Consider the following 23,434-nt stretch of genomic DNA (forward strand, 5'->3'; position numbering starts at 1 on the left):
GGCGCCATCCGCAGCGCCGCAAGTCGCCCACTGACGGGGGGGGCCACCGACCTGCGGCACCATCACGGAGACGACGGCTCGGCCGTCATCCCCCGCCACCGGCTCAACAACTTCCGCTGACCACGTCTCAGACTCCTGCCGACGGCGCCGCCCGGGTGTGGCCCGGGCGGCAGCTGCGGATCGGATCAGATCAGCGCGTTCTTGTAGAAGATGCTGGAGCGCCGGTCGCCCACCTCGCCCGTGGCGAAGCCGATGAAGAGTCGCGCCTCGCCCGCGTCGGTGCGGTAGATGGCCAGGCCCTCGGGCTCACGGTGGTGGAGGGTGGAGCCGGCCTTGGTAAGGACGGGGCCCTGCTTCACGGTTCCCGTGTTGATGTCGATGCTGCTGAGGTAGGTGTTGCCGTCACCCACGGGAGTGCCGGGATCGGGGTAGGCATCGCCCGTCTGGAAGTACATGTACGAGCCGTAGAGGGTGTAGCCCTGCGGCGTGCCGGAGATCGTCGGCTGCTTGAAGTCGACCAGCGGCGAGCCGAAGTTGCGCGTCTCGAAGGCGGAGAGCGGGTACACGGCGATGCGCTTGCCGGCGCTGGTGTGGTAGCGCACGATCATGCGCTTGTAGACCGGATCGACGGAGCAGGTGTACTCCGTGGCTCCGGAGATCGGCTGGTAGGCGGCCGAGGCAGCCGGCGAGCCGAGGGTCGTGTTGGCGGTGTAGCGGATGGGGGCGAGCGCGGTGCCGTACCCGTTGGTGTTCGCGGCGCACTCGATCCACAGCTCGGTGTCGGAACCGTTCGGCAGCGCGGCGAAGGCGACGCCGTGGCCGAAGCCGTTGAGGTGCATGTACGAGATGTAGTTCCCGTCGAAGTCCATCTTGTTGATGCACAGGTCGCCTGCGGACTCGGGGCTTCCGTCCCGCTTGGTCGCGATGTAGAGGTACTTGTTCACCCAGTCGAAGGCGAAGCTCTGCTGCACACGCGGACCGTGCGTGTTCGCGGACCGGAACAGGTCGTACGACGGCTGCGTGAGATCGAAGCGCTTGGTCACGGCCACATCGGCCGAGGCTGTCTGCGCGCCGACACCGAGCCCGAGCGCGGCGAGCGAGGCGCCGGCACCGGTGCGTATGAGACTGCGGCGGGAGAGGGGGGAACCCGGGGTGCGGTTCAAGGTGTTACCTCCGAAGGCATCAACTGGGCAGCAGGAACAGGTGATCCTACCGGGCCGCCGAGCGAGGCGGGCCCCCTCCCCCACTCCGCGCGGCCCGCAGGACAGCGAGCTCGCAGGCACCTCGAGCTGACACGGAAATGTCACGACCTTGCCGACAATCCAATGGCACGCACCCCCCGAACCGGACGAAGGCGACCCCGCGCAACGGCACGCGCATGCCCGGATATTGACACCGATTTAGCAGTTGCGAATATTGTCACGGTGCCGGCGCTCGCCCTCCCCTTGATATGCGCGGGCGGCACGAAGGGAACGGGGTAGCGCGAGTGGCTATCCCAGGAAGGCGCTGTCCAGGGGGCGGGTTCAGGGAGCCCCATCAGCCGTATCCGCTCCAGCCGCGATGGCGGGGTTCGTCATGGTGGTGCTCCTTGTCGGTGCTGTGGGTCGGGGGTTGTGGGTCACAGGCTGTGGGCGGCGATGTCGCCCTGGGAGGTGGTGGCGTGGATGGCGAGTTGGGTGGTGCCGTCGTTCTTGAGGTGGTTGCTGACGCGGCCGTAGGAGGTGCCGGCGTCCAGGGAGGCGGAGACTCCGGTGGCGGCGCCGACGGTGATGTCGCCGCAGTGGGTGTTCAGGACGACCTTGCCGTGCTTGGCTTCGGTGATCCGGATGTCGCCGCGCATGGCGGTGATCTGTGCGGGTCCGCCGAGGCGGCCGACCTCGACGTCGCCGTCGGTCGCGGTGAGGCGGAGGCTCGCTGCTTCGTCGATCTTGATGTGGTGGTAGGCGCCGTCGAAGGCGATGTCGCCGAGGCGGCCGACGGCCCGGAATTCGGTGCTTGCCGCCTTGGCGTCGATGTGGGAGCCGGCGGGCAGCTGCACGGTGACCTCGATGGAGCCGGAGGGGCCGAGGTGCTGGTTCCTGGCCGGGACGGCGATCTTGAGGGCTCCGTCGGTGTACTCGACGGTGGTCTGCTCGGCGGCCTTCACGTCGCGGCTCTTCGAGGCGTTGGTGGGCCGGATCTCCACGGTGGTGTCGGTGCGGTCGGCGGCGATGATCTGGACGCGTCCGGCGGGGATGTCGAGGACGGTGGAGACCGGGGCGGGGGTGTCGAACTTCTGCATGGTGCTTCTCCTTCTTCTGCGGCGGGCGTTCCGTCCGCCCGCTGTTTCCGATGAGGGAAAAGCTACGTTGCGTTCACAAGTCTGGCAACACATACGTTGCGCAGGATCATCATCACCGCAGCTCAAGGCAGGGAAATCGTTGCAACGCTTTGAAAGGTAATGCAATGCACTCCGGCTTGGCATTGCAATGGATTGCAGGTGAACGCTACGCCCGGAGCACCACGGGCTTGTTGAGCGTCACCGGTCCTGGCGAGATCTGGGTCCGTGACACCCGACCGCACGAGGCCCCGATCCCCTCCACCGCCCACAGACGCGAGATCCAACGGCTTCGGCAATCATGTGCGTCCGGCGGGCCGGGCCGCCGAACTCGGTCGCCTCTCACGGGCAAGTCGAGGACACCTACGAAGCCGACGTTCTCACCGCCTGGTGAGAACGCCTGATGAGGAACCGGCCCGCCGACGGGGACCCAGCCCGACCGCATCCCGCCCCGACTCAATGGCCCGAGCTCCACCTACGAGGTGGAGCACTCCTCCAGGCGCCCCGTCAGCCCTTCGGCCTCGGCGACTCGCTTGGCGCACAGGTACGGGCGAGCGAGGAGCAGGCCCGTGGCGGTCATGGCGATGCCGAGGTAGACCGGCGCGAGGTGGATGAAGTCCGTGTAATGGATCGCGCCGTGCACCACGACAGCAGGCAGGAATCCGGCCGCTCCCGCCACGGCCAGGGTCCAGAACACCCAGGCTTCACCCCGCCGCCAGCCCCACGCGCTCAGCAGAAGGATCGCCACCGCGGCGGACATCAGGGCGCCTCCGAACCCCGCACGGTCGTGAGCGACGAACGGCACGAGCCGGGGATTGACGGCTTCCAGCATCTCCGCGCTGGTGCCCAGGAAGGTCAGATCCGTCGGCACGAAGACACCGGTCAGTCCGACCAGCGAAATCACTGCCCCGCCGGCGAACAGCCCCGCTCCCGTGACGATCAGCAGCAACTGGCCCGCCAGCGCACGTCGGCGCTCACGTTCCGGGCCCTCGGGTGCCAGGCGCCACCGCGGGGCATGCCCGGTCCGACGGCGGACCGCGGCCACGAACATCGGGAACAGCACGATGGTGGTGGCTGTGTGCAGGGGTTCCACGAAGCCGGTGGCCAGGAAGTAGAACAGGGTGGGAAAGCCGATCGCCCCCGACAGCAGATACACCTCGCGAGCCCACGGCCAGCCACGTCTGATCCCGCCCACGGCAAGGCCGGTGTAGAGGGCGCCGATCGCCACCATCGTGCCGGCCATGGTGATCCGGTCGTGCTGGAGGAAATGCACCAGGTGGTGGTTGGCGGCATGCAGTTCATGCAGCGTCATACCGAGATAGTCACGGTCGTACCAGAGCAGTACCGGCCCCAGCGTGATCGCCGCGGCTCCGAGTCCGGCGCCCGTCATACCGAGCCCGACAATCAGCGCCCACCACCAGGCCGGCCAGCGTCGGGGGTCTCGGCCGACATCCCGTATCCCCGGAGCGGGCTCGGTGGGCGTGGCTGCCTCGGTGACCCGTGCGAACCAGCCGGGTCCGGCCTCGACGAGCACCCCGGGCCGGGCGAGTACGACAGCGCCCCCTTCCACGATCGCGGCGGCCGCGGCGGCGACCGACGGGTCGGACACATGGACCACGTGCGGGTCGTCGCCGTCGGTGAACCCGTCGACATGGGGCCTGAGGGCTGCCTCGGCCTGCGGATCGCAAGCGCGGACGACCAGCGGGATCGAGCGGCCGGCAGCGGCCTCGCGTACGGTCTCCGCTTCGACCGCCGAGACGGGCGACACCTCCACGAAACCGGCACCGAGCGGGGCCATGGCGCGTACCGCCTCACGGGCCAGCGAGGGAGGGACGGATATACCGAGGCGGACGGCGACCGGCACGCCCGCGATCTCACCGGCAAGGCTCTTGGGGGGATGGAGGTGACCGAAACCCCGGGCGATCAGCCGCGCGCCGACAGGACGCGAGCCGATCCAGGCCAGCAGCCGCAGTGCCGATCGCTGCGAACGTCGCCGGCCAAGGACGGCAGCGGCCGCGCCGCGCAGCGGGTGATACGTCCAGTCCGGCATCAATGCCTCTCACTCTTCGTCGCGGCCGGCGGGGCATCGGGGGGCGTCCAGCCGAGCACCGGCGTCATGGAACGCAGCGTCGCCCGCGTCGGCATCAACCGGGCGGCCGTGTCCCGCAGCAGCACCGCAGGCGGCCACGACAGCTGACCGACAACGCCGAGCCGGGCGGAACGGCGCGCGATGGCGCGGGTCCTCGGGCGGCGCAGCTGATCGTACGAACGGAGCGCGGCCGCCACGTCCGGCGTGCCGTCAAGGCAGTGGGCGAGGGTGACCGCGTCCTCCAACGCCTGGCACGCGCCCTGTCCCAGATTCGGGGTCATGGCATGGGCGGCATCCCCCAACAGCGCGACCCGGCCGCAGGTGAAGGAGGACAGCGGCGGGAGGTCGTACAGGTCGTGCCGCAGCACCGCGTCCACGGGGACGGCGTCCAGCAGAGCGGGCACGGGATCCGGCCAGGACCCGAACCGGCGCACCAGCTCGGCGTACTCGGACTCGGACGATCCGAAGGCCCTTCCCTCGGGCAGCGACGCGGTCGCGAAGCAGTACATCCGCCCGCCCGGCAGCGCCGTGTATCCGAACCGCTCCCCGCGGCCCCAGGTCGCCGCGCCCTCCAAAGGCGGCTCGGCGATGGGTTCGGTGACCATGCGCCAGGCGGTGTAACCGGCATACCGGGGACCCGCCGCCTCCGGCCACAATGCGCGGCGGACCACACTGCGCAGCCCGTCCGCGCCAATGACGACATCGGGCCGCGACCGACCCCCACGGTGATCCACGACCAGGCGCTGCCCGTCCTCGCGGACCGCGGACACCTCACTCCCCGGGCGCAGGGTGTCAGCGGGCAGCGCCTCGGCCAGCACCCGCAACAGATCCGCGCGCTGCAGGACCACCAGGGGATGGCCGAAGCGGCGCGCAAGCTCCGCATTGTCCGTACGCGACAGCCAGCGGCCCCGACGGTCCCGTACGCCCCCGCCGGCCTCGATCGCGCCCAGTGCCCGGACGGCGCCCGCCAGGCCGAGCGCCTCGAGCGCGTGCAGCGCGTTCGGCCACAGGGAGATGCCGGCGCCGATCTCAGTGAACTCCGGGGCCCGTTCCAGTACCTCGACGTGCCAGCCACGGCGGTGCAGGGCGACGGCCGCCGCGAGGCCGCCGATGCCACCGCCGACGATGGTCGCGACGCGCTGCGGCATGAGTCCTCGCTTGGGGTACGGGGGCGCCCCCTGGTCAGGCGGCCATCGATCCGGTGCCCGAGCGGCACACGGCAAAGGCGCAGGTCCGGCTGAGCAGCGCCTCATAGCAACATGTCGACAGATACCTGTCAACGCGCCCCCGGAGCGGACGGGCCAACCCAAGGACGCTGCGGCTGCCGGTGTCACGCCCGTTCCGCACCGAGGTCGGCAAACGTGGGGTGCAGCTCTGCGGTGAGCTTGTTGATCAGACGGCCACTGCAGGCATGAGCGCACGTGGTGTTGCTCCGTGGTGGCTGATCCAGCAATCCAAGATCGTGATTCCCGCGTCCGCGCTTCCAGGCCGGGACTACAGTCGCGAGCATGGTCGAACACGATGTCTTGAGTGCCACCCGCCAGGCCTACGACGCGGCTGCCGCCCAGTATGCACAGCTGTTCCGTGACGAGCTGGGTGGCATGCCTTTGGACCGTGCGATCTTGAGTGCCTTCGCCGAGGTCGTGAGTGCGAGCGGGGACGGGCAGGTCGCGGACCTGGGTTGTGGACCTGGCCATGTCACGGCTCATCTGGACAGTCTGGGGCTGGCGGCGTTCGGCGTTGATACCTCCTCCGCGATGATCGAGTTGGCACGACAGGCATATCCGGCCCTGCGGTTCGACGTCGGCTCGATGGCCGCGCTGAACATCCCTGACGGCGTGCTGGGCGGCGTACTCACACGTTGGTCCATCATCCACACTCCGCCGCAAGAGCTTCCCGGCATCTTGGCGGAGTTCCACCGCGTGCTGACACCTGGCGGCCACGTTCTGGTCGGCTTCTGGGCCGGCGATGATCCGTCCCACCCGACGCAGGTCTTTGATCACGCAGTCGCGCCGGCCTATCGGTGGTCGCCCGATCACCTCGCGGGGATGCTGCGCGAGTCCGGGCTGGCCGAGGTAGCCCGCATGGTCCGGCAACCCCAGCCCACCGAACGGCGCCAGTTCCAGGCGGTTCACCTGCTCGCCTGCAAGGCGTAGGCGACTGTCCGACCGACTGGCCTCCAGGCTTTACGTCCACGACTGCTTGTACGACGCGGCGATGTTGTCGGCAAGAGCGGCGCCGATGACAGCTCCTGGACCGGCTCGGGAACCGATCCCCCGGGTCCTGCGTGACCTCTTGATGTGTTGTCGGCTGGTGGTGAGGCGACCGGAGGGAACCGGATGAGGGCGCAGACGATGGTGAGCGTGGCGGTATCGGCCTGTGTGGCGCTGGTGGCATGCGCGTGCGGCCCGGACAAGGCGAAGGAGGGCACCGACGCGAGGCCTTCGCAGTCGTCCGCGTCCACGCGGACAAAGGAGCCGTCGGCCACGCCGTCCGCGTCCGCCCGGACCGAGAAGCCGTCGGTCACTCCGGGCAGCGACCAGCGCATGCCCAGGACCAAGGAAGCCGCGATCCAGCGGTACGAGCAGTACCTCCACGCCCTGGGCCGTGAGGACATCGACATGGTCTGCGAAGTGGCCGCGCCCGCCGCGAAGAAGGCACAGGACCAGGGATTCGGCCCGTGCACGTCGACGTACGCCGTCGTGTTCCAGATGATCTCGCCCGCGCAGAAGAAGGCCCTGCAAACCGCGACGGTCGACCCGCAGCGCATCGTCGTGCGCACTCCCGACAAGATCGAGATGCCGGTCGAGGCCGTCAGGTCCTCCGCCACCTTCTCCGAGAGCGACCTCGGCAGCTACACCCTGGAGTACCTCAAGAACAACTGGTACATCACCGACTGAACCCGACGCGTCATTCGTGCTGCCGCCCGACGGCAGTAGCGGACTCATTGCCACGGTCTTCGTCGCTGATCAGAAGCTACTGGGCACCTATCATCGACTCCGTGATGTCGCGAAGGTCTGATGCCGCGTAAGTCCCCGCGCCTGGTGCGCGCCCGCCTCTCTGATCGCCAGGGGCACGACGCAGTCAGCACGCTGCTGGTCACTGCCTGCCCTGGGCCACCCATGTGCAGCGCCGTACACACGTACCTCTATGTCGATGGCCTCGATCTGATCGCGCGCAGTTTCGATGGCGCAACCGGCGGTCATCCGAATCAGCTGCTCAGGCCTGGAGGCCCCCTCTATCCGACTGACCAAGCCCGGAACGTGGATGTTGCGGCCCAAGGGCAGGGCACCGACGCCGCCCCGACGGTCTGTATCCGGATCCGGCTCCGGGGTAGGACCGTGATCTGGGGCAATCTGATGTACCCAGGAGCTGATGACGGTGTCATCGAGGAAGTTCGCTTCGACCTGCCCCAATACCTGGCTGAGATCGAGCGCGGCTACTCGCGATGGGGCGGCGGGGCGTAAGGGGTTCATGCGGAAGCGCCGGCGTCTCTCACCGAGGTGCGTGGACGCTCCTGTACGGTCGTGCGAATCGCGGAGAGTGATTCCTTCAGGTGCCGAAGAGGTCGATCGTGGCGGATGAACGGCTTGACGCCGAGTGGGTCCGCGGCTGGTGCGAGCGGGCGGACGCGGCACTCACGGAGCTGGTTCAGTCGTTCCAGGCCCGGCGCGGCTTCCCGCCCGGCGGCAACGTGGTCGCGCGCGCAACGGACGAGAGCCATAGGGCGACGGACGCGCTCGTGGAACTGACGCCGATCCCTTCGGACCTGACCACGATGTACTGGGTGCTCTGCGAGGTCTGCCTCCCCGACGTGGACGGCGGCTACTTCGTTCACCCGGCGTCAGAGGTCGCACACCACTTCCGCGAGTACGGAGCCATCCGGATCGACGGGGAAGAGCCCGCGCTGGTATTCGCCCGCGAAGGCGGCGGCCACCTCTTCGCGCTGGCAGGATCCGGCCGCGTCTGGAGGTCCACCACCGCCTCGTGGTTCGGGCAGTTCGACCTTGCCGCTTCCAGCCTCCAAGAGTTCCTCGAAGAGCTGGTTCGACGGATCAGCCGTCAGCTCTGACCGGCAGCGGCGGAGGGGCGTTCGGTTTTCGTCGGTGGGGTTGCGGCCCCGTTCAGGCAGCGGTCGAGGAGTGCGTGCATGCGGGGTACGGGGAGGGACGGGTTGGCCGCGGCGCCCTCTGCGGTACGGGGGTCGGTGAGCAGGCTCTCCAAGTCCCCCGGTGTCAGGCTCGGGTTGGCGGCGGCTGCCCGGCACACCGACTCGTCGGAGTCGTCCACCGGGGCTACCGGCACGGTGGGATCCGCTGCGGCCAGGGCGCGTACCGCGGGGTCCGCGTGGCCGATGAGGTGGGTGAGGCCGGTGCGGGGGAACGCGGGCAGGGTCAGCAGGTGCGGACGGTGGGCCGGGCGCGTGACGAAGACGTCCAGAAGGAGGTGTGGCGGAGCGAGGGGGTGGTGGCAGGCCAGCCGGATCCGTACCTCCTCGTCGTCGTCCTGCGCGAGTGTCTCGACGATTTCCGCGGGCAGGCCGGGCCAGGTCGCCGCAACCCGGCGGAGCACCGGTTCTTCGGACGTCGCGCAGGCGGCGAACCAGTGGGGCGACGGCTCGGGCCCCGGCTCGGTGATCGGGCAGAGGCAGTCCGGACCGTACCCAATGACCCCGTCGATGGCCCAGTACTCTGCCCAGGTGCGGGGGAAGGGGTGGAGGCGTGCGCGCAGCCGCACGCCCTCGTCCGGGTCCTCCCTCAGCTCGGTGACAAGCTCCGGCGCCAGGTCGGGCCGGGCGGCGACCCTCTTGCGGACCTTCGCCTCGGGGTGGCGGGCGAGCCGGGTGACGGTGTCGGCCGGGGTGTGCCGGTTCCAGGTCAGGGGGTTGACCGTGCCGTCCGCGAAGCACTGCTCGATGAGCGCGGGAGACAGTGCGCACGTGCCGAGCACGGACGGCTTGCTGTGCGAGCCGATGAACGGCAACTTGGCCTCCACCGCTTGCGGGTCCAGCTCCCAGCTGCGCCTCTGGGCCGCTTCTCGTACCGCGGGGTCGGGGTCGTCGAGCAGGGCTTCGCGCTGTGCGGGGGTGAGCACCCGCCAGGCAGTGGCGTGGATGCGGATCCGGGGATCCTGGTGCTCGGCCATCGAACGCTGGAAGGACAGAGGGATCTGCCGAGAGAATTCGAGGGACTGAACGATCTCGCCTTCGGTGACCATGCCGTCCTCGCCGCCGTCCTGGGCGGTCAGGAAGGCGACGAGGATGTCGTCCGGCAGCGGCCGGACCCATCGGGTGCGGTAGTGGGGGCCGCCGGCGAGCCCCGCGCGGACGATCCCCGACGGGTCGGTTGCCAAAGGGGCGAGTCGCGAGGGATCGACGTGCCGGTTGCGGGCGAGGGCGCGGCGGATCCCGCTGGCCGGGTGGCGAAGGGCCGCGTCGATGACGGCGTCGGGCAGGTCACGACCCTCGCACATCAGCAGGCCGGCCTCACCGGCCGCTTGATCCATCAGGCGTATCAGTACGTCGGAAGGCGCCGCCGGATTCAAGGCGATCCCGCGCAGCCACAGTTCATGCAGAGAGTCGGACACCGCGTCATCCTGCCGCCTCGTCGCTCCCGCGTGATCCGGCGTCGGACCCAGCAGTGGCAGCAGCGTGGCCGCAGCCCTCCCCTGCCCGAAGCGGGGAGCAGTCGTCGGGAGATCGGCCGGAGAGGATCTCGCAGCTTCACGGTGCCCAGGTCCTACCGTGCTGATACGGCCGCACCTGTCGGCGTTCTGGGTACGGCAGCCGCGCGAGTTGAGTACGAGCGCTCAATCCGGCGGTCCCCCACCACATCGAGGATGGGAAGCATCGTCGAACACGAAGGAGGCGCCAGATGCTCAGCCGCATCGCCGACATCCTGGTACCCGCGGTGGGCCGCCTCGGCGTGACCGTGAACGCCCGAGCCGAACTGGCGCCGGGAAGCATCATTGCCGCGAACCACACCTCGCTGGCCGACCCCGCCATCGTGCTCGCCGCCCTCCGTCGGCTCGGCGTCTCGCCCGTCGTCCTGGCCGCCGCGGGTCTGTGGCGCATCCCGGTGCTCGGCCGGGCGCTGGCCCACGAAGGCCACATCCCCGTGATCCGCAACGATCGTCGTGCCTCGGACGCTCTCGACCTCGCTGCGAAGGCCCTCGAACAGGGGCGCCTGGTCCTCATCTACGCCGAGGGCGGCCTCCCCCACCGGGCCGACGCCGCCGAAGCACCTCCCGGCGCCTTCCGCAGCGGCCTCTCGCGTCTCGCCCACCGCACGGGCGCGCCTGTCGTTCCGGTGGGCCAGGCCGGTGCCCGCCGTGTCACCTCGGGCAGCACGGCGAAACAGCTCGCGGGAATGGCCACCGCACCGCTGCGCCGGCCGGGGCTGCATGTTCACGTGGGCGCACCGCTCACCCTGACAGGGGACAGCGCGGCGCGCACGGCCCAGGCCCACAGGGCGGTGACCGCGGCGTGGAGGACCGCGGCCGACCACCTCGGGTGATCTGCTCCCCCGGGAAGTCGCACCGAGAGAGCCGCCCCTCCCCTAGAACGCCTCCGTCTGCGTCCGGTCACCAGCGCCCGGGCCCGGGCGCCGACTTGGAGGGGTGACGCGTCGCCATGCGCCGGAACTGCCCAGCCGACCCATGAGGAAGGCGAAGGGTATCGACACGAGGACGACCGTCTGGAGCGGGAACCAGTCGACGTGCCAGTCGGGGAAGAGCGCCAACGGGTTGCCCGAGAAGACCGGGCCGGACAGTTGCAGCCCGACGGCGCAACCCAGGCCTCCGTACAACGTCCAGAGCAGGCCGGTCCGGGTGTAGCCCTTCCAGAAGAGGGAGTACACCACTGCCGGAAGCAGGGAGGAGGCGGCCACCGCCAGGGAGAGAGCAGTCAGGAACTGGACGTTCCACCCCTGGACCCAGACCGCCAGGGCGATGCTGAGTACGCCGACACCGGCGGACGCCAGCCGTGCGGCGGCCACTTCCCGGCCCTCGGTGGTGCGCCCACGGCGCAGGACGTGGGTGTAGAGGTCGTGGGCGATCGTCCCCGCTGCCGCCAGAGTGACGCTGGCGACGACGGCCAGTGTGGTGAGGAAGACGCCGGAGGCGACCAGGACGACGAGCAGCGCCCCGCCGGCATCGGCGTTCGAACCCCCCGCCAGTTCGCCGGCGAGCATGACCAGCGCACCGCTTCCGCCCGGGTCGGCGGCCAGGATCGCCGGTGCGCCGATCAACGCCGAGGCCGCGAAGCCCATGAGAGCCGTGGTGAAGCAGAACGCGCCGACGATCGTGAGGGTGTGGCGCACGGTACGGCGGGCGGTGGCGGCGTCGGGAGCCGTGCCCAATTGCAGGGCGACGTGAGGCAGACAGGCCGCGCCCAGGACGATGGTGACCACGAGACCGATAAAGTCCAGGGTGGCCGCGGGCTCGGCGCTGCCGCTGAAGCGGAGGCCGGGGCGCAGGTAGTCGGCGGGACGCCCGCTTCCCTGTTCGGCCGCGGAGATGAGGGAGTCGGCGCTCCAGTGGAAGCGGTGCAGCAGCACGGCGGACACTCCCAGGGCCACGCAGAGCAGCACCACCGTCTTGATCACCTGGATCACGACCGTACCGCGCATGCCGCCGAACGCCGTGGTGCAGACGACAAGAGCGCCGATCATGACGATCGCCGTCTTCTCGATGCCTGGACCGGAGAGCCCCAGCAGCGCCGCGGTGGTCACTCCCGCACCGGAGAGCTGCACGACGAGATAGGGGACGCAGATGCAGAGGGTGACGGCGGCGACCGCGATCCTCACCGCGCGCCCGGGCGCCCGCAGCCCGAACGTGTCGCCCAGGGTGTAGCCGGCACGTTCGCGCAGGGGCGCGGCGAGGAGAAGCAGTACGCCGAGGGAGAGCACGGTGCAGAGCGCGATGAACAGGCCGTCGTACCCGAAGACGGCGACGCTTCCCGTGGTGCCGAGCACCGTGGCCGAGGAGAGGTAGACGCCGGAGAGGACGAGAGCCCCTCGCAGGGGCCGCAGCGTGCGGCCCGCCGTGTAGAAGTCGTTGACGCGGTCCCTCGGTGCCCCGCTGAGGACGCACAGGAACAGGATGGGCACGATGAACGCCACGAAGCAGCCGAGGATCAGTGCCTGGGTCTCCGTGTCGAGGGTGCCGGGCGCGGCGAGCGGGATCTCGGGTCTCATCAGTACTCCCCACGCTCGTGCGCGATGTGCCCGCGGCCGGTCCGGGAGTCGTCCGCGCGGCGGTCGTAGCGCGCCGCCGTCCACACCAGCAGCACGGCCTGGAGGAGGAGTGCGGGCACGCCGATGCCGGTTTCGCCCAGGACGGGGTCGGCCATGAAGTCGGCGGCGGAGCAGACGAGCAGCAGATGCACGGCGAAGGCCGTTGCGTTGACCACGGCGAAGGACATGCCTGGACGGCGAGGCCGGGAGCGATGGGGGGAATGAGGGACGTGCGGGTGGGTCATAGCGGTCTCTCCTGGCGGGCCTGGGTGCGGGTGGATCGCCTCTGAACGAGGCTCACCAGAGCACCGGCCCCCTCGGCCCGTCCATGCGCTTCGCCCGCACCGGTGTCCGTTCCCAACGCCCGGCAGGTGTGACTGTGCGGAGGCCCAGGGAGAGGAGGGCGAGGGAGGATCAGGCCGGGCGACGCCGCTGTTCGTCGTCGGCAGAGCGCACAGGGGCCACGGCCGGTCCCAGCAGGAGGTGGGCGTCGAGCGCGAGGGTGAGTTGCACCAGGTCGCGTGGGCGGGACAGCGCGAGGCCGGTGATCTGCTCGACACGGCGCAGACGGTTCAGCACGGTGTTGCGATGGCAGAACATGTGCCGAGCCGCCTGGCCGGTGGAGCCACCGCATTCGATCCAGACGCCGATGGTGTCGAACAGCAGATCGCGGTCGGCGGGGTCCAGGTCGTACAGGGGACGGAGCACCTGGCGGACGAGTTCGTTGGACAGGTCGGGCCGCGAGACCAGAAGTCCGTCGGGCAGGCGGGTGTCGAGCCGGGCGACCTCCCCGTCGCCCCGGCAGGTGCGAAGAGCGAGCCCTGCCATGTCGCGCGCGCGGGCCAGACTCTCCAGACCGGGTACCACCAGGCTGATCCCGATGCGGAGCCCCGGGCCGGCGGCGAGGCCGGAGGCGAAAGCTTCTAGCGGGCGGTCGCCCAAGTGGGCGACGAATACGGCCCGTTGACCCCAGGCATGACGCAGGATCCGTATGCCCCTCAGCTCTGGAGCGGTCCGGGGAACGCGGCCGTACGGCGGTGTCGCCTCCGCGACCGCCACCGCGTACCGGCCACCGAGCGGCAGATCGAGGGTGTCGGCCGCGCTCCGGGTGAACTCGGGTTCGGGGCGCTTCTCCAGCAGGGCGGCGAGGATCAGGCGGACGCGTTCGGCGTGTCGGCCGGCCACCCCCTCGATGACCTGCCGGTATGCGTCGGCGACCAGGACGGCGTCGCGGTCGTTGCTCTTCCACACCAGTTCGGCGACGTGGACGAGCCGGTGCATGTCGCCCAGGCTTTCCCGTTCCACCACGCCGATCATCCCGCTCCAGACCTCGGATCCGGCGACACGGAAGGCGTGCAGGACCTCGTCGAGGGGACGGCCCTGTTCCGCGCGCCGCATGCCCAGCTCTCTGGTGAACCGCTCGACGTCCACGATCCTGCTCGGGTCCACCCCGGTCTCCAACCCGTGGCGGATGCCGGTTCCCACGGTCTCGCGCACGTCGGGCGGTGCGAGCACCGGGTCGGCGTAGTACGGCACCTCGACTCGGATGGTCTCGAGGACGGCATCCGTGAACTCCGTGCCGTACCCGAGAAGCCGCCGGCATGCGCGGTCGAAGAGCTCGACGGAAGACGGGTCCGTGGCGCTGCCGGGGGCGGAACTACGGTACATGGACGCTCCTGGTGGACGGGGTGCAAGAGCACCACGCGAGGTGCCGACGTGCGGCGCCGGCGTGAGCTGCCGACGTCCGACGGCTACGTGAGCTGTCGTCGTCGGGCGGCTACGTGAGCTGCCGACGTCCGGTGGCCACGTGAGCTGCCGACGTGAGCTGCGCGGAGCGCGGGGAGTCCTCCGCCTGGCCGGTCGCCGTAGGCGAAAGCCGGCGGCGTCCTTCCCGACGAGCATCATGCTAAGCGGTCGGTCAGGGAGTGGTGGGGTCTCAGCCGGATCGTGATGTTTCCGCATCCGAATCAGTCGACGAGCCGGTCGCCGCCCCGGGGCCGGACCGGCACACCTCCGAGCGCGTCGACGGGCGGTGGACGATGGGAACGCGCCTGTCGGCAGATGGCACTCTGATGCCATGGAACGATCCGGGGCTCAAGAGCTGAATGACGCAATCACGCAGGCAAGCTCTCCTTCATGGTCCGCCAGGGCCGCGGCAGGGCGGCGACTGGCGGCAGAGCCTCGGATCGAGGCCGTCGTCGCCGACGTCCTCCACCGTCTCCTCCTCGACGAACACGACACAGGCGTGACCTCGGACACGGCGGTCGCCCTCCTGGCGCGCGGGGACCTGTCGGGTCTACGTGCCGTTCTCGCGGCCCGCGCCCAGGCGACCGAGACTGCCACCGCCGACCAGCTCAGCGCGGAACTCGACTGCGATCCACGCTGGATGACCAGCGAGGGTGTCGCCCCCGAGCTCATTCAGCAACTCCGTGAACTCTCCACCGATGCAGACCCGGAGGTTCGCGACGAGGCCCGGCGACGACTCTCGCCCTTCCGCAGTTGAGAAGGCGAACCTGAGCCGATCGGCCCTCGACGGCTACCGATCGTCACCCGAGCCGAGGACCGGCCGACCGCCCTCGCAGAAGGTGAACCCCCAGATCCGCGCCAGGGGAAGAGCGTGGACCTACCCCTGGGGGCACATCTCCCGTCCACGCTTCAGGGCCCCAGGTCCGGACATGCGGCATCGACGACCTCATCGCCCACCCAACTCCCACCCGGCTGGCAGACACTCACCTGGACCGAAGACCCGTCCTGGAAAGTATGATCAAGCGATGTCTGACATGACGGAGACCACGCCCGGCTGGCTGTCCACGGACGAACTGGACAGCGCCAGGGCCCGGATGCCCATCCTGTACGTCGAGGCCGTGCCCGTGCGCGTGGACGACAGCGGCGAAGTCACCAGCATCGGAGTGCTGCTGCGGATCCGTGAGGACGGAACGATCAACCGCACCCTGGTATCCGGCCGTGTCATGCACCACGAGCGGGTCCGAGACGCGCTGCTCCGCCATTTGGAGAAGGACCTCGGCCCGGTGGCACTGCCTCGTGTCCCCGCTTCCTTGCAGCCCTTCACGGTCGCCGAGTACTTCCCCACGGCGGGCATCACCGCCTACCACGACCCACGCCAGCACGCTGTTTCGCTCGCGTACATCGTGCCGGTGACCGGTGACTGCCGCCCTCGGCAGGACGCACTGGATCTGGTGTGGTTCAGTCCGCAGGAAGCTGCCTCCCCAGCTGTGCAGGGCGAGATGACGGGCGGCCACGGGGTGCTGCTGAAGCAGGCCCTTGCCCATGTGGGACACGCATACTGAGGCCTCCCTGCGTGACCGCCGGGCAATGAGCGATGGTCCAGCGAGTCAGCGGAATCACGGCTTGGCGGAAGTGCCGCACGAAGAACCGATCCACCAGCGGATCCACGACGGCACGGACGGCAGGGCGGGGTGCCCGTATGCGCTCGCGCCTGGCGGCGATTCGCCTGTCCTCCGCGCCATGCCGGCGTGGCGCCGAGGACGGACCGCCTCGTGGGGATCGACGGTCTCACTCACAGTCCGGAGCAACTCCCACAGCCTTGCGGCACCAGCCCCTCAACGAAGGCCGTCGCGTACAGCCCCCTCCCCCCGCGCCGGAGTCACCGGTCTGTCAGTGGCCTTCCGGCGCGCCCCGAATCGCGCCAGGTAGTGCCACACCTTCTTGATCGCCTGGGGGTCGTGGCGGCCGGCACGGGCAGCATCTCCGACGATCCGAGGATCGAGCACGCCGTCGACCGCGATCTGCGTGCCCAACTCGACGCACTCCTGGCCGCGGTAGCCGGGGTGACGCCGGAGTTCTTCGACCCCGAGCCGGAAGCCGGGGTGCCACTCCACCGGGCAGCCAAGACGCAGCGCCGCCGCCTCCACCATCGTGCCTCGGTAGCAGCAGTCCATGACCAGCGCCTCCACATCACACTGCAGCCGGATCGGCCCATGCACCTGAGCCTCGATGTAGTCGTCGAGCTCGTCCTGACGATCGGCAAGGGCAAGCTCGATGAGCCCCATGCGGGACACGACACCGAAATCAGAAGGTTCAAGGACACTGTCCGGATAGCAGAACGTCGTCCGCGCGAGCGTCTCGGCAATCAGCCGGAAGTGGGCCGAGCCGAACCGCGGCGCCCCGCCGGCCGGCTTGCGACGGAAGTTCAACGCCCCGTAGACGGGGCGCTCATGAGCGGGTGCTTCGTCATACGCCCCGGCGAAGATCCGGCTCTCCCACCGCCATCGGTCGCCACCTGGATGCGCGGTCAGTCCACCGTTGCTGGTCCCCGTGACGAACTGCGAGCGGTAGACGCCACCCTCGGCCATGGCATCCAGGATCGGCTTGCCGTGCAGCAGACGGTCCGGGTGGAAGTTGAGGGTCACCCGCAGCGCCGGATCCATCGGCGGGCCCGACGCCAGTTCCGCGACATGCCGAAGGGCCCGTTCGTGGGCTGCCTGGGAGGCTGCAGAGCTCATCGGCACAGTGTTCCCCCAATTGATCAACCGGTGCACGTGGATTGTCCGCCGACAGCCCGCTCCGCCGCCACGGAGCGTTGATCACCAAACGAGACGATCTCTAAGTCGCACTCGACGCGTGTCGCACGCCGCCCCTTCCGTGGCGAACATGATGATGGCAAACGCAGGTCAAGGCGGACTCTGCCAGACCCCTCTCCCGTACCGTGCAACTGGAGACACAGATGAACCCCGAGTGCACCATCGAACGGCGCAAAGCGCTTCAGGTGGGAGGGGTCATCGCACTCGGGGCGCTCACCGCAGGCGTGGGCGCCTCCAGGGATGGCGGGCTTCCGGCATCCAAGCCGACGGGGAATTCTGAAGCTCTGCCGGCGCTTACGGGGCGTAACTACATCTTCGGGTACGGTTCCCTGATTCAGCGGGAATCACGGACGTCCACCTGGCCCGGGACGGAGGAAGCTGTACCCGTCATGGCGCGGGGAATCAGTCGCGGCTGGTACGACCGGGTGGACACGGCCAGTTGGAGCCCTACGTATCTGGGCTCCGTTCCCAAGAAGGGCGCCACATGCAATGGCGTCGTCTTCTCGGTCACCCCGGAGGAACTCCAGGCATTCGCGCGACGTGAATCCGGGTACCGGCTTACGCGGATCCCGTCACGCGACATCTCCATGCTGGACGGCAGCAATAGCCCTCCGGTCGGGACCATTTGGTATTTCGCCAATGCCACCCGCCACTACCCGAGCGAGCAATTCCCCATCGTCCAGTCGTATGTCGACGTTTGCCTGGCGGGCTGCCTGGAGACCGAGGACCGCTTTCCAGAAGCCCGAAAGGCTCAATTCGCCAAGGAATTCATCAGAACCACGACGGACTGGCGGACGCCATGGTTCAACGACCGGATCTACCCCTGGCGGCCCTTCGTGCATGTTCCCCGCGCCAACGACATCGACACACTGATTCGTGACGAGCTGGGGGAGGACCTCTTCGAGAAGATCACCCTCCCCCCTCGTTGAACGCACTCCATCACCGGACCGGCACCGATTCCCGCCGCCTCGCCGCTGCGCGGGCCCGGGCCGCCCTGGGGCGTATCCGCCGTGGGGCGGCTCGGTCGACAGCAGTCCGGGACGTGGTCAGCGACAGTCGTTGAGCCAGTCGCCCGGAATCAGGTCACGAACGCGGTCGAGGTCCTCCACTGTCCGGCCGCGGGCCATGATGGCCATGCCGTCGTCACGCAGCAGCACGTCCTGGCCGAGGAACCACCGGCTTCCATGCTCTTCCTCCCCGATGGGATACGCAGGGAACGGCAGCCGGACGGCGTTCGCCTCCAGCAGCTCCCCACTGTCGTCATCCGGCTCGAGGTAGTCGCAGAGCTCTCCATCGGCCTGAACGGACTCGGACAGAACGATCTCGACGAAGCAGAGGGACAGCCGCTCCAGCCAACCCTCCCACCTCTCGGCGCTCTTGTCGGCGAGGTCGGGCCGGATGAACACCGCGGGATCTTCGTCCTGGAGGCTGTCGAGGAGGACGCCCCAGGACGCGGCTCCCTGGTTCTCGTGACGGAAGACCAGGGCCTCCTCGGCGTCGTCCACATGGAGTTCGGCCGGGCCGAGCAGCACATCATGGTTGCTGGTGAGGTCCCGGCGGCGACCGAACAGCAGATAGGCCTCGCGCAACGTCGTCGGCAGCCGGACACCCAGCCTCTCCTCGGCGGCGACCAGATCGGTCTCCGCCCATCCGTCACCGCTCTCGATGGCGCCGGCCCAATGGACGGCGAAGCCCTCGATGAATCTCCACGCACCACTGCGGCCTTCGACGCCTCCGGCGAGAGACGCGGCAAGATCGAACTCTTGTGTCATGCCCGGACGATATCCGTCCGCCTCGTCAGCCCTCTCCACACGACCGGCCGACCGCGGCCAAAGGATCCTTCACTTCCGCGATCCGATCGCGGCGTCGCCGTCTCGGAGCGTGGATTCATACGAGACCGCCCCCGACTACCCCTGTCGCGGTTGGACATCGGCCTCGAGGCGGTTCGATCGGCCTCGCACGAAAAGGGCCGCGAAGACCCTGTGGAATCGCGCGGTCATCTCGTCGGCGGTCTGTTGGGGGTGGTGCCGCCACCAGCCGACCGCCGAGCTCACCGTCCCGTACCAAAGGTGCGTGACGAGGTCGGCATCGAGCGGGTCGGTTGCCTGTGAAGCGCTGAGAACGTCGGCCACGCCGACCGCCCCCATGCGGTTCAGTTCCCGCCGGTACACCGAGGCTGCGGCATGGAGGTCGCCACTGGCCGCCACGGTGGTGTCGTAGACGAGTTCCCAGTCGTGCAGACGTGATTCGAGCGCTCGGAAGATGGCCTCCATGGTGCGTGCGGCGCGCGCGAGGTCCGGTGACCCGTCCTGCGCCGATTCGACCGCTGCGACGAGGCGGGATCCTGCGCGGTCCAGGCAGGCCAGGTAGAGGCCGTCCTTGGACCCGAAGTACTCGTAGATCATGGGCTTGCTGATCCCTGCCCGCGCCGCCACGACCGCGGTCGACCCACGTACGTAGCCCTTGGTGCCGAACTCCTCCGCCGCCGCGTCCAGGATCAGCAGTTCGCGGTCCTTGCGGGGCATGCCCTTGGTGCCCACACCGCGCGCGTTCTTCTCCTGCTTGCTCATGGCTGCATCCTATGCCAATCTTACCGCGCGTTAACTTACCCAGCGTTCAGATCGGTGGTGTCGGGCAATGCAAGGCAAAACGCGTTCGTGGTGGGGATGGGGAAACGTCGAGGATGCGGTGGTCGGCCCGGAGCGTGACGCGCTCACCCGCAGGGTCTCCGAACTGCTGCCGGGTGCGGACCTGACCCCGCACACGGCTCCGCCGGTCGAGTCGTTCGCCGTGGGCGCGAGCAGGGTCCAGGCGCCTGCGGCTCTGGCGTCGATCGTTTCCGAGGACGTACAGGACCGGCTGGCGCACAGCCACGGGCAGGCGTTCCGCGACGTGGTTCGGGCCCTGCTGGGCAAGCTGCCGCATGTGCCCGACCTGGTCGTGCGCCCGACCTCGGAGGCCGAGGTGGTGCAGGTGCTCGATTGGTGCAGCGACGCCGGCATCGCGGCCATCCCCTTCGGCGGAGGCTCCTCGGTCGTGGGAGGTGTCGAACCGCGCGTCGGCGGCGACTACGCAGGGGCGGTCAGCCTGGACCTCACCTCCATGGACCAGGTTCTCGAAGTCGACCGCACCAGCCGGGCCGCGCTCGTCCAGGCCGGAGTGTTCGGCCCTCACCTGGAAGACCAACTGAGGCCCCAGGGCTACACCCTGCGGTTCTTCCCCCAGTCCTTCGAGTTCTCCACCCTCGGCGGCTGGCTGGCCACCCGGGCCGGAGGCCACTTCGCCACGGTCCTCACCCACATCGACGACCTCACCGAGTCGCTCCGGGTCGTCACCCCCGCCGGCACCGTCGAGTCCCGCCGGCTTCCCGCTTCGGGTGCGGGCCCCTCCCCCGACCGGATGTTCCTCGGTTCCGAGGGCGCCCTCGGCGTCATCACCCAGGCGTGGGTACGGCTCCAGGAGCGCCCCCGGTGGCGGGCAGGGGCGTCGGTGGGGTTCGCCGACTACGACGCGGGCGTGAACGCGGTCCGCGCACTGTCGCAATCCGGACTGCACCCTTCCAACTGCCGCCTCCTGGACCCCGTCGAGGCGTTCATCAACGCCGGCTCCCCCACGGCCGTCCTGGTGCTCGGCTTCGAATCCGCGGATCACCCCGTCACCGCCTGGATGGAACGCGCCCTGGAGCTCTGCCGTGACCACGGCGGCACCCTCGCCGAGCCGGCGCGCCATACCGATACGGCCGACATCACCGAGATCGCTGACCGGTCCGCGCACAGCGGAGCCGCCGACACCTGGCGCTCCTCGTTCGTGCGGATGCCGTACCAGCGGGACGCGCTCGCGGCTCGGAGCATGATCGTGGAGACCTTCGAGACCGCGTGCACCTGGGACCGATTCGACGGCCTCCGCGCAGCCGTCAACGAGGCAGCGCAGGACGCCATGCGCCAGGTCGGGGCCACCGGCGTGGTGACCTGCCGGTTCACCCACGTCTACCCCGACGGCCCTGCACCGTACTTCGGGATCTACGCCAGTGGGGTCTGGGGGAAGACGGTGGAGCAGTGGGACGAGATCAAGGCAGCGGTCTCCGACGCACTGATCGTCTCCGGAGCCACCATCACCCACCACCACGCGGTGGGCCGCGACCACCGGCCGTGGTACGACCAACAGCGCCCCGACCTCTTCGCCGCCGCACTCCAGGCCGGAAAGGCGACGCTCGACCCGGCGGGCATCCTCAACCCCGGCGCCGTGATCGACCCCTTGCGAATGCCCTGAGCGGCGCAGCCCCCGCGTGCACCCGCCGAGGGCGGCGAGGGCGGCGAGGGCGGCGAGCGAGCGCATCTCGCTGAACTGGCCGTACGACACCGCCACCGGAACGGTCACGCCCTGCGAACTGCCACTTCAAGGTTCCCGCAGCCTGACCGCACGCAGCCCGCAAGCCCGGTACGGGCACGCTGCCGCCGAACGCCGCGCTCGGTCAGAACCGGTGCCAACGGGGTGACCGAGCGCGGCAGTCGGAGGCTCTCGCGAGGAACCGGGCGCTCGGAGTCCGATGCCGCAGGGGTCGCTACTCCGATGCCGACCCGTCGCCGCAGGAATGCCACGAGTCGGAGCGCGGAACCCGCTCGTGGCTCACTCCCAGAGGAAGGTCCACCGTGCGGCCGCCGTCCTCCCGCAGCACCTTCGTCTTGAGAACGCCTCCCGTCCAGCCGTCGAAGTCCATCACGTAGACGGTGCGCTCTGCTCCGCCCATCGCAGAGACCCGGATCTTACGGAGCGGCACGGGCGCCCCTCCGCACGTGGCGGACAGGATCGTTTCCCGGTCGGCGGCCACGATCAGGCCGTACCCGCCGTGTGTGCTGAACGAGTCCCCCTCGTAGAGGCGGTGCAGCTGCGGGGTGCGCCCCATGGGCACCCCTGACCTGCACCTCGAGGTCGAGAGACCGGAAGAGGCGAATGTCGCCACGCAGTAGCGCCGGTCCGCGGTCGACCAGAAGAAGACGATCTTCTGCGTACCTGGGCCGGCCACGGTCAGGCCCTCGCTGTCGGGAGCGTTGGCGCCCTTGGCGAACTGCGTCAGCAGCTGCTGTCGATGCGACTCGACCTGGGCCTGCGTCGGAGGCGGGGTGGACTTGTGCGGCGCCGGTTGTGAGGTGCGCGCAGGCGGCTTCGTCTCGTGCCCGCCCTGCGAGCACGAGACGAGAAGTGCCCCGGCCAGTCCCGCCCCCGCCGCCCTCAACCAAACCTGTCGCCTCATGGCACCTGCTCCCCCGCAGCCGAGTCGAGATCATCATAGGTAGCCGTCGGGTGCGTGTACGCGAGATCCGGAAGCAGCTTGCATGACGTTCCAGCCGCCAGGGGAGCTTCAGAGCGGTGCTGCCAGGCGGTACAGCACGCACCGGCGAAGCGGTCCTTCGGGCACGCTCGGGTCCTCGAAGTCGTCAGCCGGGTCGCGTGTCATGCCGATCCGGCGCATCACCGCCTGGGAACGGACGTTGGTGACGGTTGTCGACGCGATCACCTCCGGCAGCCCTACGGTCTTGAAGCCGAAGGCCAGGCAGGCCAGGGCAGCTTCGGTGGCGTAACCGTGGCCCCACGCCGAACGCCTCAGACGCCAACCGATGTCCACTCCGGCGAACGGCATGTCCGCGCCCACCTCGTCCAGGCCGACGCGGCCGATGAAGTCGCCGGTCTGCCGTGATTCCAGCGCCCACCAGCCGAAACCCCGCTCGTCGAAGGCTGCCTGCATGGATGCCACCACGGCGTCGCTCTGCTCCCGTGTCAACAACTCCCCGAGATGTTCTCGGACTTCGGGATCTGCGTTCATCGCCGCCCATGGCTCGAGGTCGGACTCCCGCCACCGGCGGAGCAGAAGCCGATCGGTTCGCAGTTCTGGCATGTCGCCCAGCCAACCCGATCGGGAGCAGGGTGTCGATCGGATTTGTCGTGCCGCTGCCGTCTCCACCATGCCTGGCACGTTGCGTAGATCCTCGCGGGATCTCGCTTGAGTCGGACACCAACTGCCGACCCTGGCACGGGGAGCGCTGACACCGGTCGTCGGATGAGGGCGGCGCGATCATCTCCCCCGCGGTCGGCTGTGTCTTTGTGAGATCGGCCAACGTTGTGGCCGAGGGACGCACGGCGATTCCGTTGTTTCGCCCGTGGCCCGGCCACAGGATCCACGGTGCCCCGCGGAACTGCGGGTCACGCAGGATCCCAAGGAGGAGCCATGGGCTCG

22 protein-coding genes are annotated in these 23,434 nt (G+C 69.4%); 9 read left to right on the forward strand and 13 right to left on the reverse strand.

Annotation, left to right across the window (positions count from 1 at the left end; genetic code table 11):
- Positions 1-185: 185 nt before the first annotated feature.
- The 4 genes from ACFC0D_RS03780 to ACFC0D_RS03795 form a co-directional block, all read right to left on the reverse strand.
- Positions 186-1,163, reverse strand: a complete 978-nt coding sequence (locus ACFC0D_RS03780) for a teichoic acid biosynthesis protein C (RefSeq protein ID WP_376430838.1) — start codon at positions 1,161-1,163, stop codon at positions 186-188.
- Between the two features lie 455 nt (positions 1,164-1,618).
- Positions 1,619-2,281 carry a DUF4097 family beta strand repeat-containing protein gene (locus ACFC0D_RS03785; RefSeq protein WP_376430839.1) on the reverse strand — a complete coding sequence of 221 codons (663 nt, stop codon included), beginning with the start codon at positions 2,279-2,281 and terminating at the stop codon, positions 1,619-1,621.
- Positions 2,282-2,792: 511 nt separating this feature from the next.
- The gene (locus tag ACFC0D_RS03790) at positions 2,793-4,367 is read right to left on the reverse strand and encodes a hypothetical protein (protein ID WP_376430840.1); all 1,575 of its coding nucleotides are present in this window, start codon (positions 4,365-4,367) and stop codon (positions 2,793-2,795) included.
- Complete coding sequence (locus ACFC0D_RS03795; protein ID WP_376430841.1) at positions 4,367-5,554, reverse strand: FAD-dependent monooxygenase; 1,188 nt, start codon at positions 5,552-5,554, stop codon at positions 4,367-4,369. Before ACFC0D_RS03795 ends, ACFC0D_RS03790 begins: the two co-directional genes overlap by 1 nt.
- Positions 5,555-5,914: 360 nt before the next feature.
- Here ACFC0D_RS03795 and ACFC0D_RS03800 point away from each other — a divergent pair, with 360 nt between their 5' ends.
- The 4 genes from ACFC0D_RS03800 (at position 5,915) to ACFC0D_RS03815 (ending at position 8,478) form a co-directional block, all read left to right on the forward strand.
- Positions 5,915-6,562, forward strand: coding sequence for a class I SAM-dependent methyltransferase (locus ACFC0D_RS03800; RefSeq protein WP_376430842.1), 648 nt, complete (start codon positions 5,915-5,917; stop codon positions 6,560-6,562).
- Positions 6,563-6,745: 183 nt separating this feature from the next.
- The gene (locus ACFC0D_RS03805; protein WP_376430843.1) at positions 6,746-7,306 is read left to right on the forward strand and encodes a hypothetical protein; all 561 of its coding nucleotides are present in this window, start codon (positions 6,746-6,748) and stop codon (positions 7,304-7,306) included.
- Between the two features lie 120 nt (positions 7,307-7,426).
- A complete protein-coding gene (locus tag ACFC0D_RS03810) occupies positions 7,427-7,873 on the forward strand; it encodes a hypothetical protein (RefSeq protein ID WP_376430844.1) in 447 nt (148 codons plus the stop codon).
- A gap of 107 nt (positions 7,874-7,980) precedes the next feature.
- Positions 7,981-8,478: a hypothetical protein gene (locus ACFC0D_RS03815; protein WP_376430845.1), complete on the forward strand. Its 498-nt coding sequence runs from the start codon at positions 7,981-7,983 to the stop codon at positions 8,476-8,478.
- Here the strand turns inward: ACFC0D_RS03815 and ACFC0D_RS03820 are convergent.
- On the reverse strand, positions 8,469-9,992 hold the full coding sequence (locus ACFC0D_RS03820) for a hypothetical protein (RefSeq protein WP_376430846.1): 1,524 nt from the start codon (positions 9,990-9,992) through the stop codon (positions 8,469-8,471). The genes ACFC0D_RS03815 and ACFC0D_RS03820 overlap by 10 nt on opposite strands.
- 287 nt (positions 9,993-10,279) lie before the next feature.
- Between ACFC0D_RS03820 and ACFC0D_RS03825 the strand changes: the two genes are divergently transcribed.
- Positions 10,280-10,921, forward strand: coding sequence for a lysophospholipid acyltransferase family protein (locus tag ACFC0D_RS03825; protein WP_376430847.1), 642 nt, complete (start codon positions 10,280-10,282; stop codon positions 10,919-10,921).
- A 42-nt stretch (positions 10,922-10,963) separates the two neighbouring features.
- Here ACFC0D_RS03825 and ACFC0D_RS03830 read toward each other — a convergent pair whose 3' ends face one another.
- From ACFC0D_RS03830 to ACFC0D_RS03840, 3 genes are all read right to left on the reverse strand, one after another.
- The gene (locus ACFC0D_RS03830) at positions 10,964-12,601 is read right to left on the reverse strand and encodes a cation acetate symporter (protein ID WP_376430848.1); all 1,638 of its coding nucleotides are present in this window, start codon (positions 12,599-12,601) and stop codon (positions 10,964-10,966) included.
- Positions 12,601-12,828 carry a hypothetical protein gene (locus tag ACFC0D_RS03835; protein WP_376430849.1) on the reverse strand — a complete coding sequence of 76 codons (228 nt, stop codon included), beginning with the start codon at positions 12,826-12,828 and terminating at the stop codon, positions 12,601-12,603. Before ACFC0D_RS03835 ends, ACFC0D_RS03830 begins: the two co-directional genes overlap by 1 nt.
- 226 nt (positions 12,829-13,054) lie before the next feature.
- Positions 13,055-14,308, reverse strand: coding sequence for a PucR family transcriptional regulator (locus ACFC0D_RS03840; protein ID WP_376430850.1), 1,254 nt, complete (start codon positions 14,306-14,308; stop codon positions 13,055-13,057).
- 577 nt (positions 14,309-14,885) lie between these two features.
- On the opposite strand from ACFC0D_RS03840, the gene ACFC0D_RS03845 reads away from it, so the two are divergent.
- Both ACFC0D_RS03845 and ACFC0D_RS03850 read left to right on the forward strand, forming a co-directional pair.
- Positions 14,886-15,143, forward strand: a complete 258-nt coding sequence (locus ACFC0D_RS03845; RefSeq protein ID WP_376430851.1) for a hypothetical protein — start codon at positions 14,886-14,888, stop codon at positions 15,141-15,143.
- Positions 15,144-15,420: 277 nt separating this feature from the next.
- Positions 15,421-15,948 (forward strand): NUDIX hydrolase family protein, encoded by a 528-nt coding sequence (locus ACFC0D_RS03850; protein WP_376430880.1) that lies wholly within the window; start codon positions 15,421-15,423, stop codon positions 15,946-15,948.
- 273 nt (positions 15,949-16,221) lie between these two features.
- On the opposite strand, the gene ACFC0D_RS03855 is transcribed toward ACFC0D_RS03850, so the two are convergent.
- On the reverse strand, positions 16,222-17,049 hold the full coding sequence (locus ACFC0D_RS03855; protein WP_376430852.1) for a DUF3626 domain-containing protein: 828 nt from the start codon (positions 17,047-17,049) through the stop codon (positions 16,222-16,224).
- Positions 17,050-17,345: 296 nt separating this feature from the next.
- Between ACFC0D_RS03855 and ACFC0D_RS03860 the strand changes: the two genes are divergently transcribed.
- The gene (locus tag ACFC0D_RS03860) at positions 17,346-18,131 is read left to right on the forward strand and encodes a gamma-glutamylcyclotransferase family protein (protein WP_376430853.1); all 786 of its coding nucleotides are present in this window, start codon (positions 17,346-17,348) and stop codon (positions 18,129-18,131) included.
- 117 nt (positions 18,132-18,248) lie between these two features.
- On the opposite strand, the gene ACFC0D_RS03865 is transcribed toward ACFC0D_RS03860, so the two are convergent.
- Both ACFC0D_RS03865 and ACFC0D_RS03870 read right to left on the reverse strand, forming a co-directional pair.
- On the reverse strand, positions 18,249-18,974 hold the full coding sequence (locus ACFC0D_RS03865; RefSeq protein WP_376430854.1) for an SMI1/KNR4 family protein: 726 nt from the start codon (positions 18,972-18,974) through the stop codon (positions 18,249-18,251).
- A 135-nt stretch (positions 18,975-19,109) separates the two neighbouring features.
- Positions 19,110-19,772, reverse strand: coding sequence for a TetR/AcrR family transcriptional regulator (locus ACFC0D_RS03870; RefSeq protein WP_376430855.1), 663 nt, complete (start codon positions 19,770-19,772; stop codon positions 19,110-19,112).
- A gap of 67 nt (positions 19,773-19,839) precedes the next feature.
- Between ACFC0D_RS03870 and ACFC0D_RS03875 the strand changes: the two genes are divergently transcribed.
- Complete coding sequence (locus ACFC0D_RS03875; protein ID WP_376430856.1) at positions 19,840-21,471, forward strand: FAD-binding oxidoreductase; 1,632 nt, start codon at positions 19,840-19,842, stop codon at positions 21,469-21,471.
- Between the two features lie 292 nt (positions 21,472-21,763).
- Here the strand turns inward: ACFC0D_RS03875 and ACFC0D_RS03880 are convergent, their stop codons facing one another.
- Both ACFC0D_RS03880 and ACFC0D_RS03885 read right to left on the reverse strand, forming a co-directional pair.
- Positions 21,764-22,453: a hypothetical protein gene (locus tag ACFC0D_RS03880; protein WP_376430857.1), complete on the reverse strand. Its 690-nt coding sequence runs from the start codon at positions 22,451-22,453 to the stop codon at positions 21,764-21,766.
- A 108-nt stretch (positions 22,454-22,561) separates the two neighbouring features.
- Positions 22,562-23,095 carry a GNAT family N-acetyltransferase gene (locus ACFC0D_RS03885; protein WP_376430881.1) on the reverse strand — a complete coding sequence of 178 codons (534 nt, stop codon included), beginning with the start codon at positions 23,093-23,095 and terminating at the stop codon, positions 22,562-22,564.
- Between the last annotated feature and the right edge of the window lie 339 nt (positions 23,096-23,434).

It is taken from the genome of Streptomyces sp. NPDC056222 (genome assembly GCF_042264065.1).
In the GTDB taxonomy this organism is placed as follows: Bacteria; Actinomycetota; Actinomycetes; order Streptomycetales; family Streptomycetaceae; genus Streptomyces.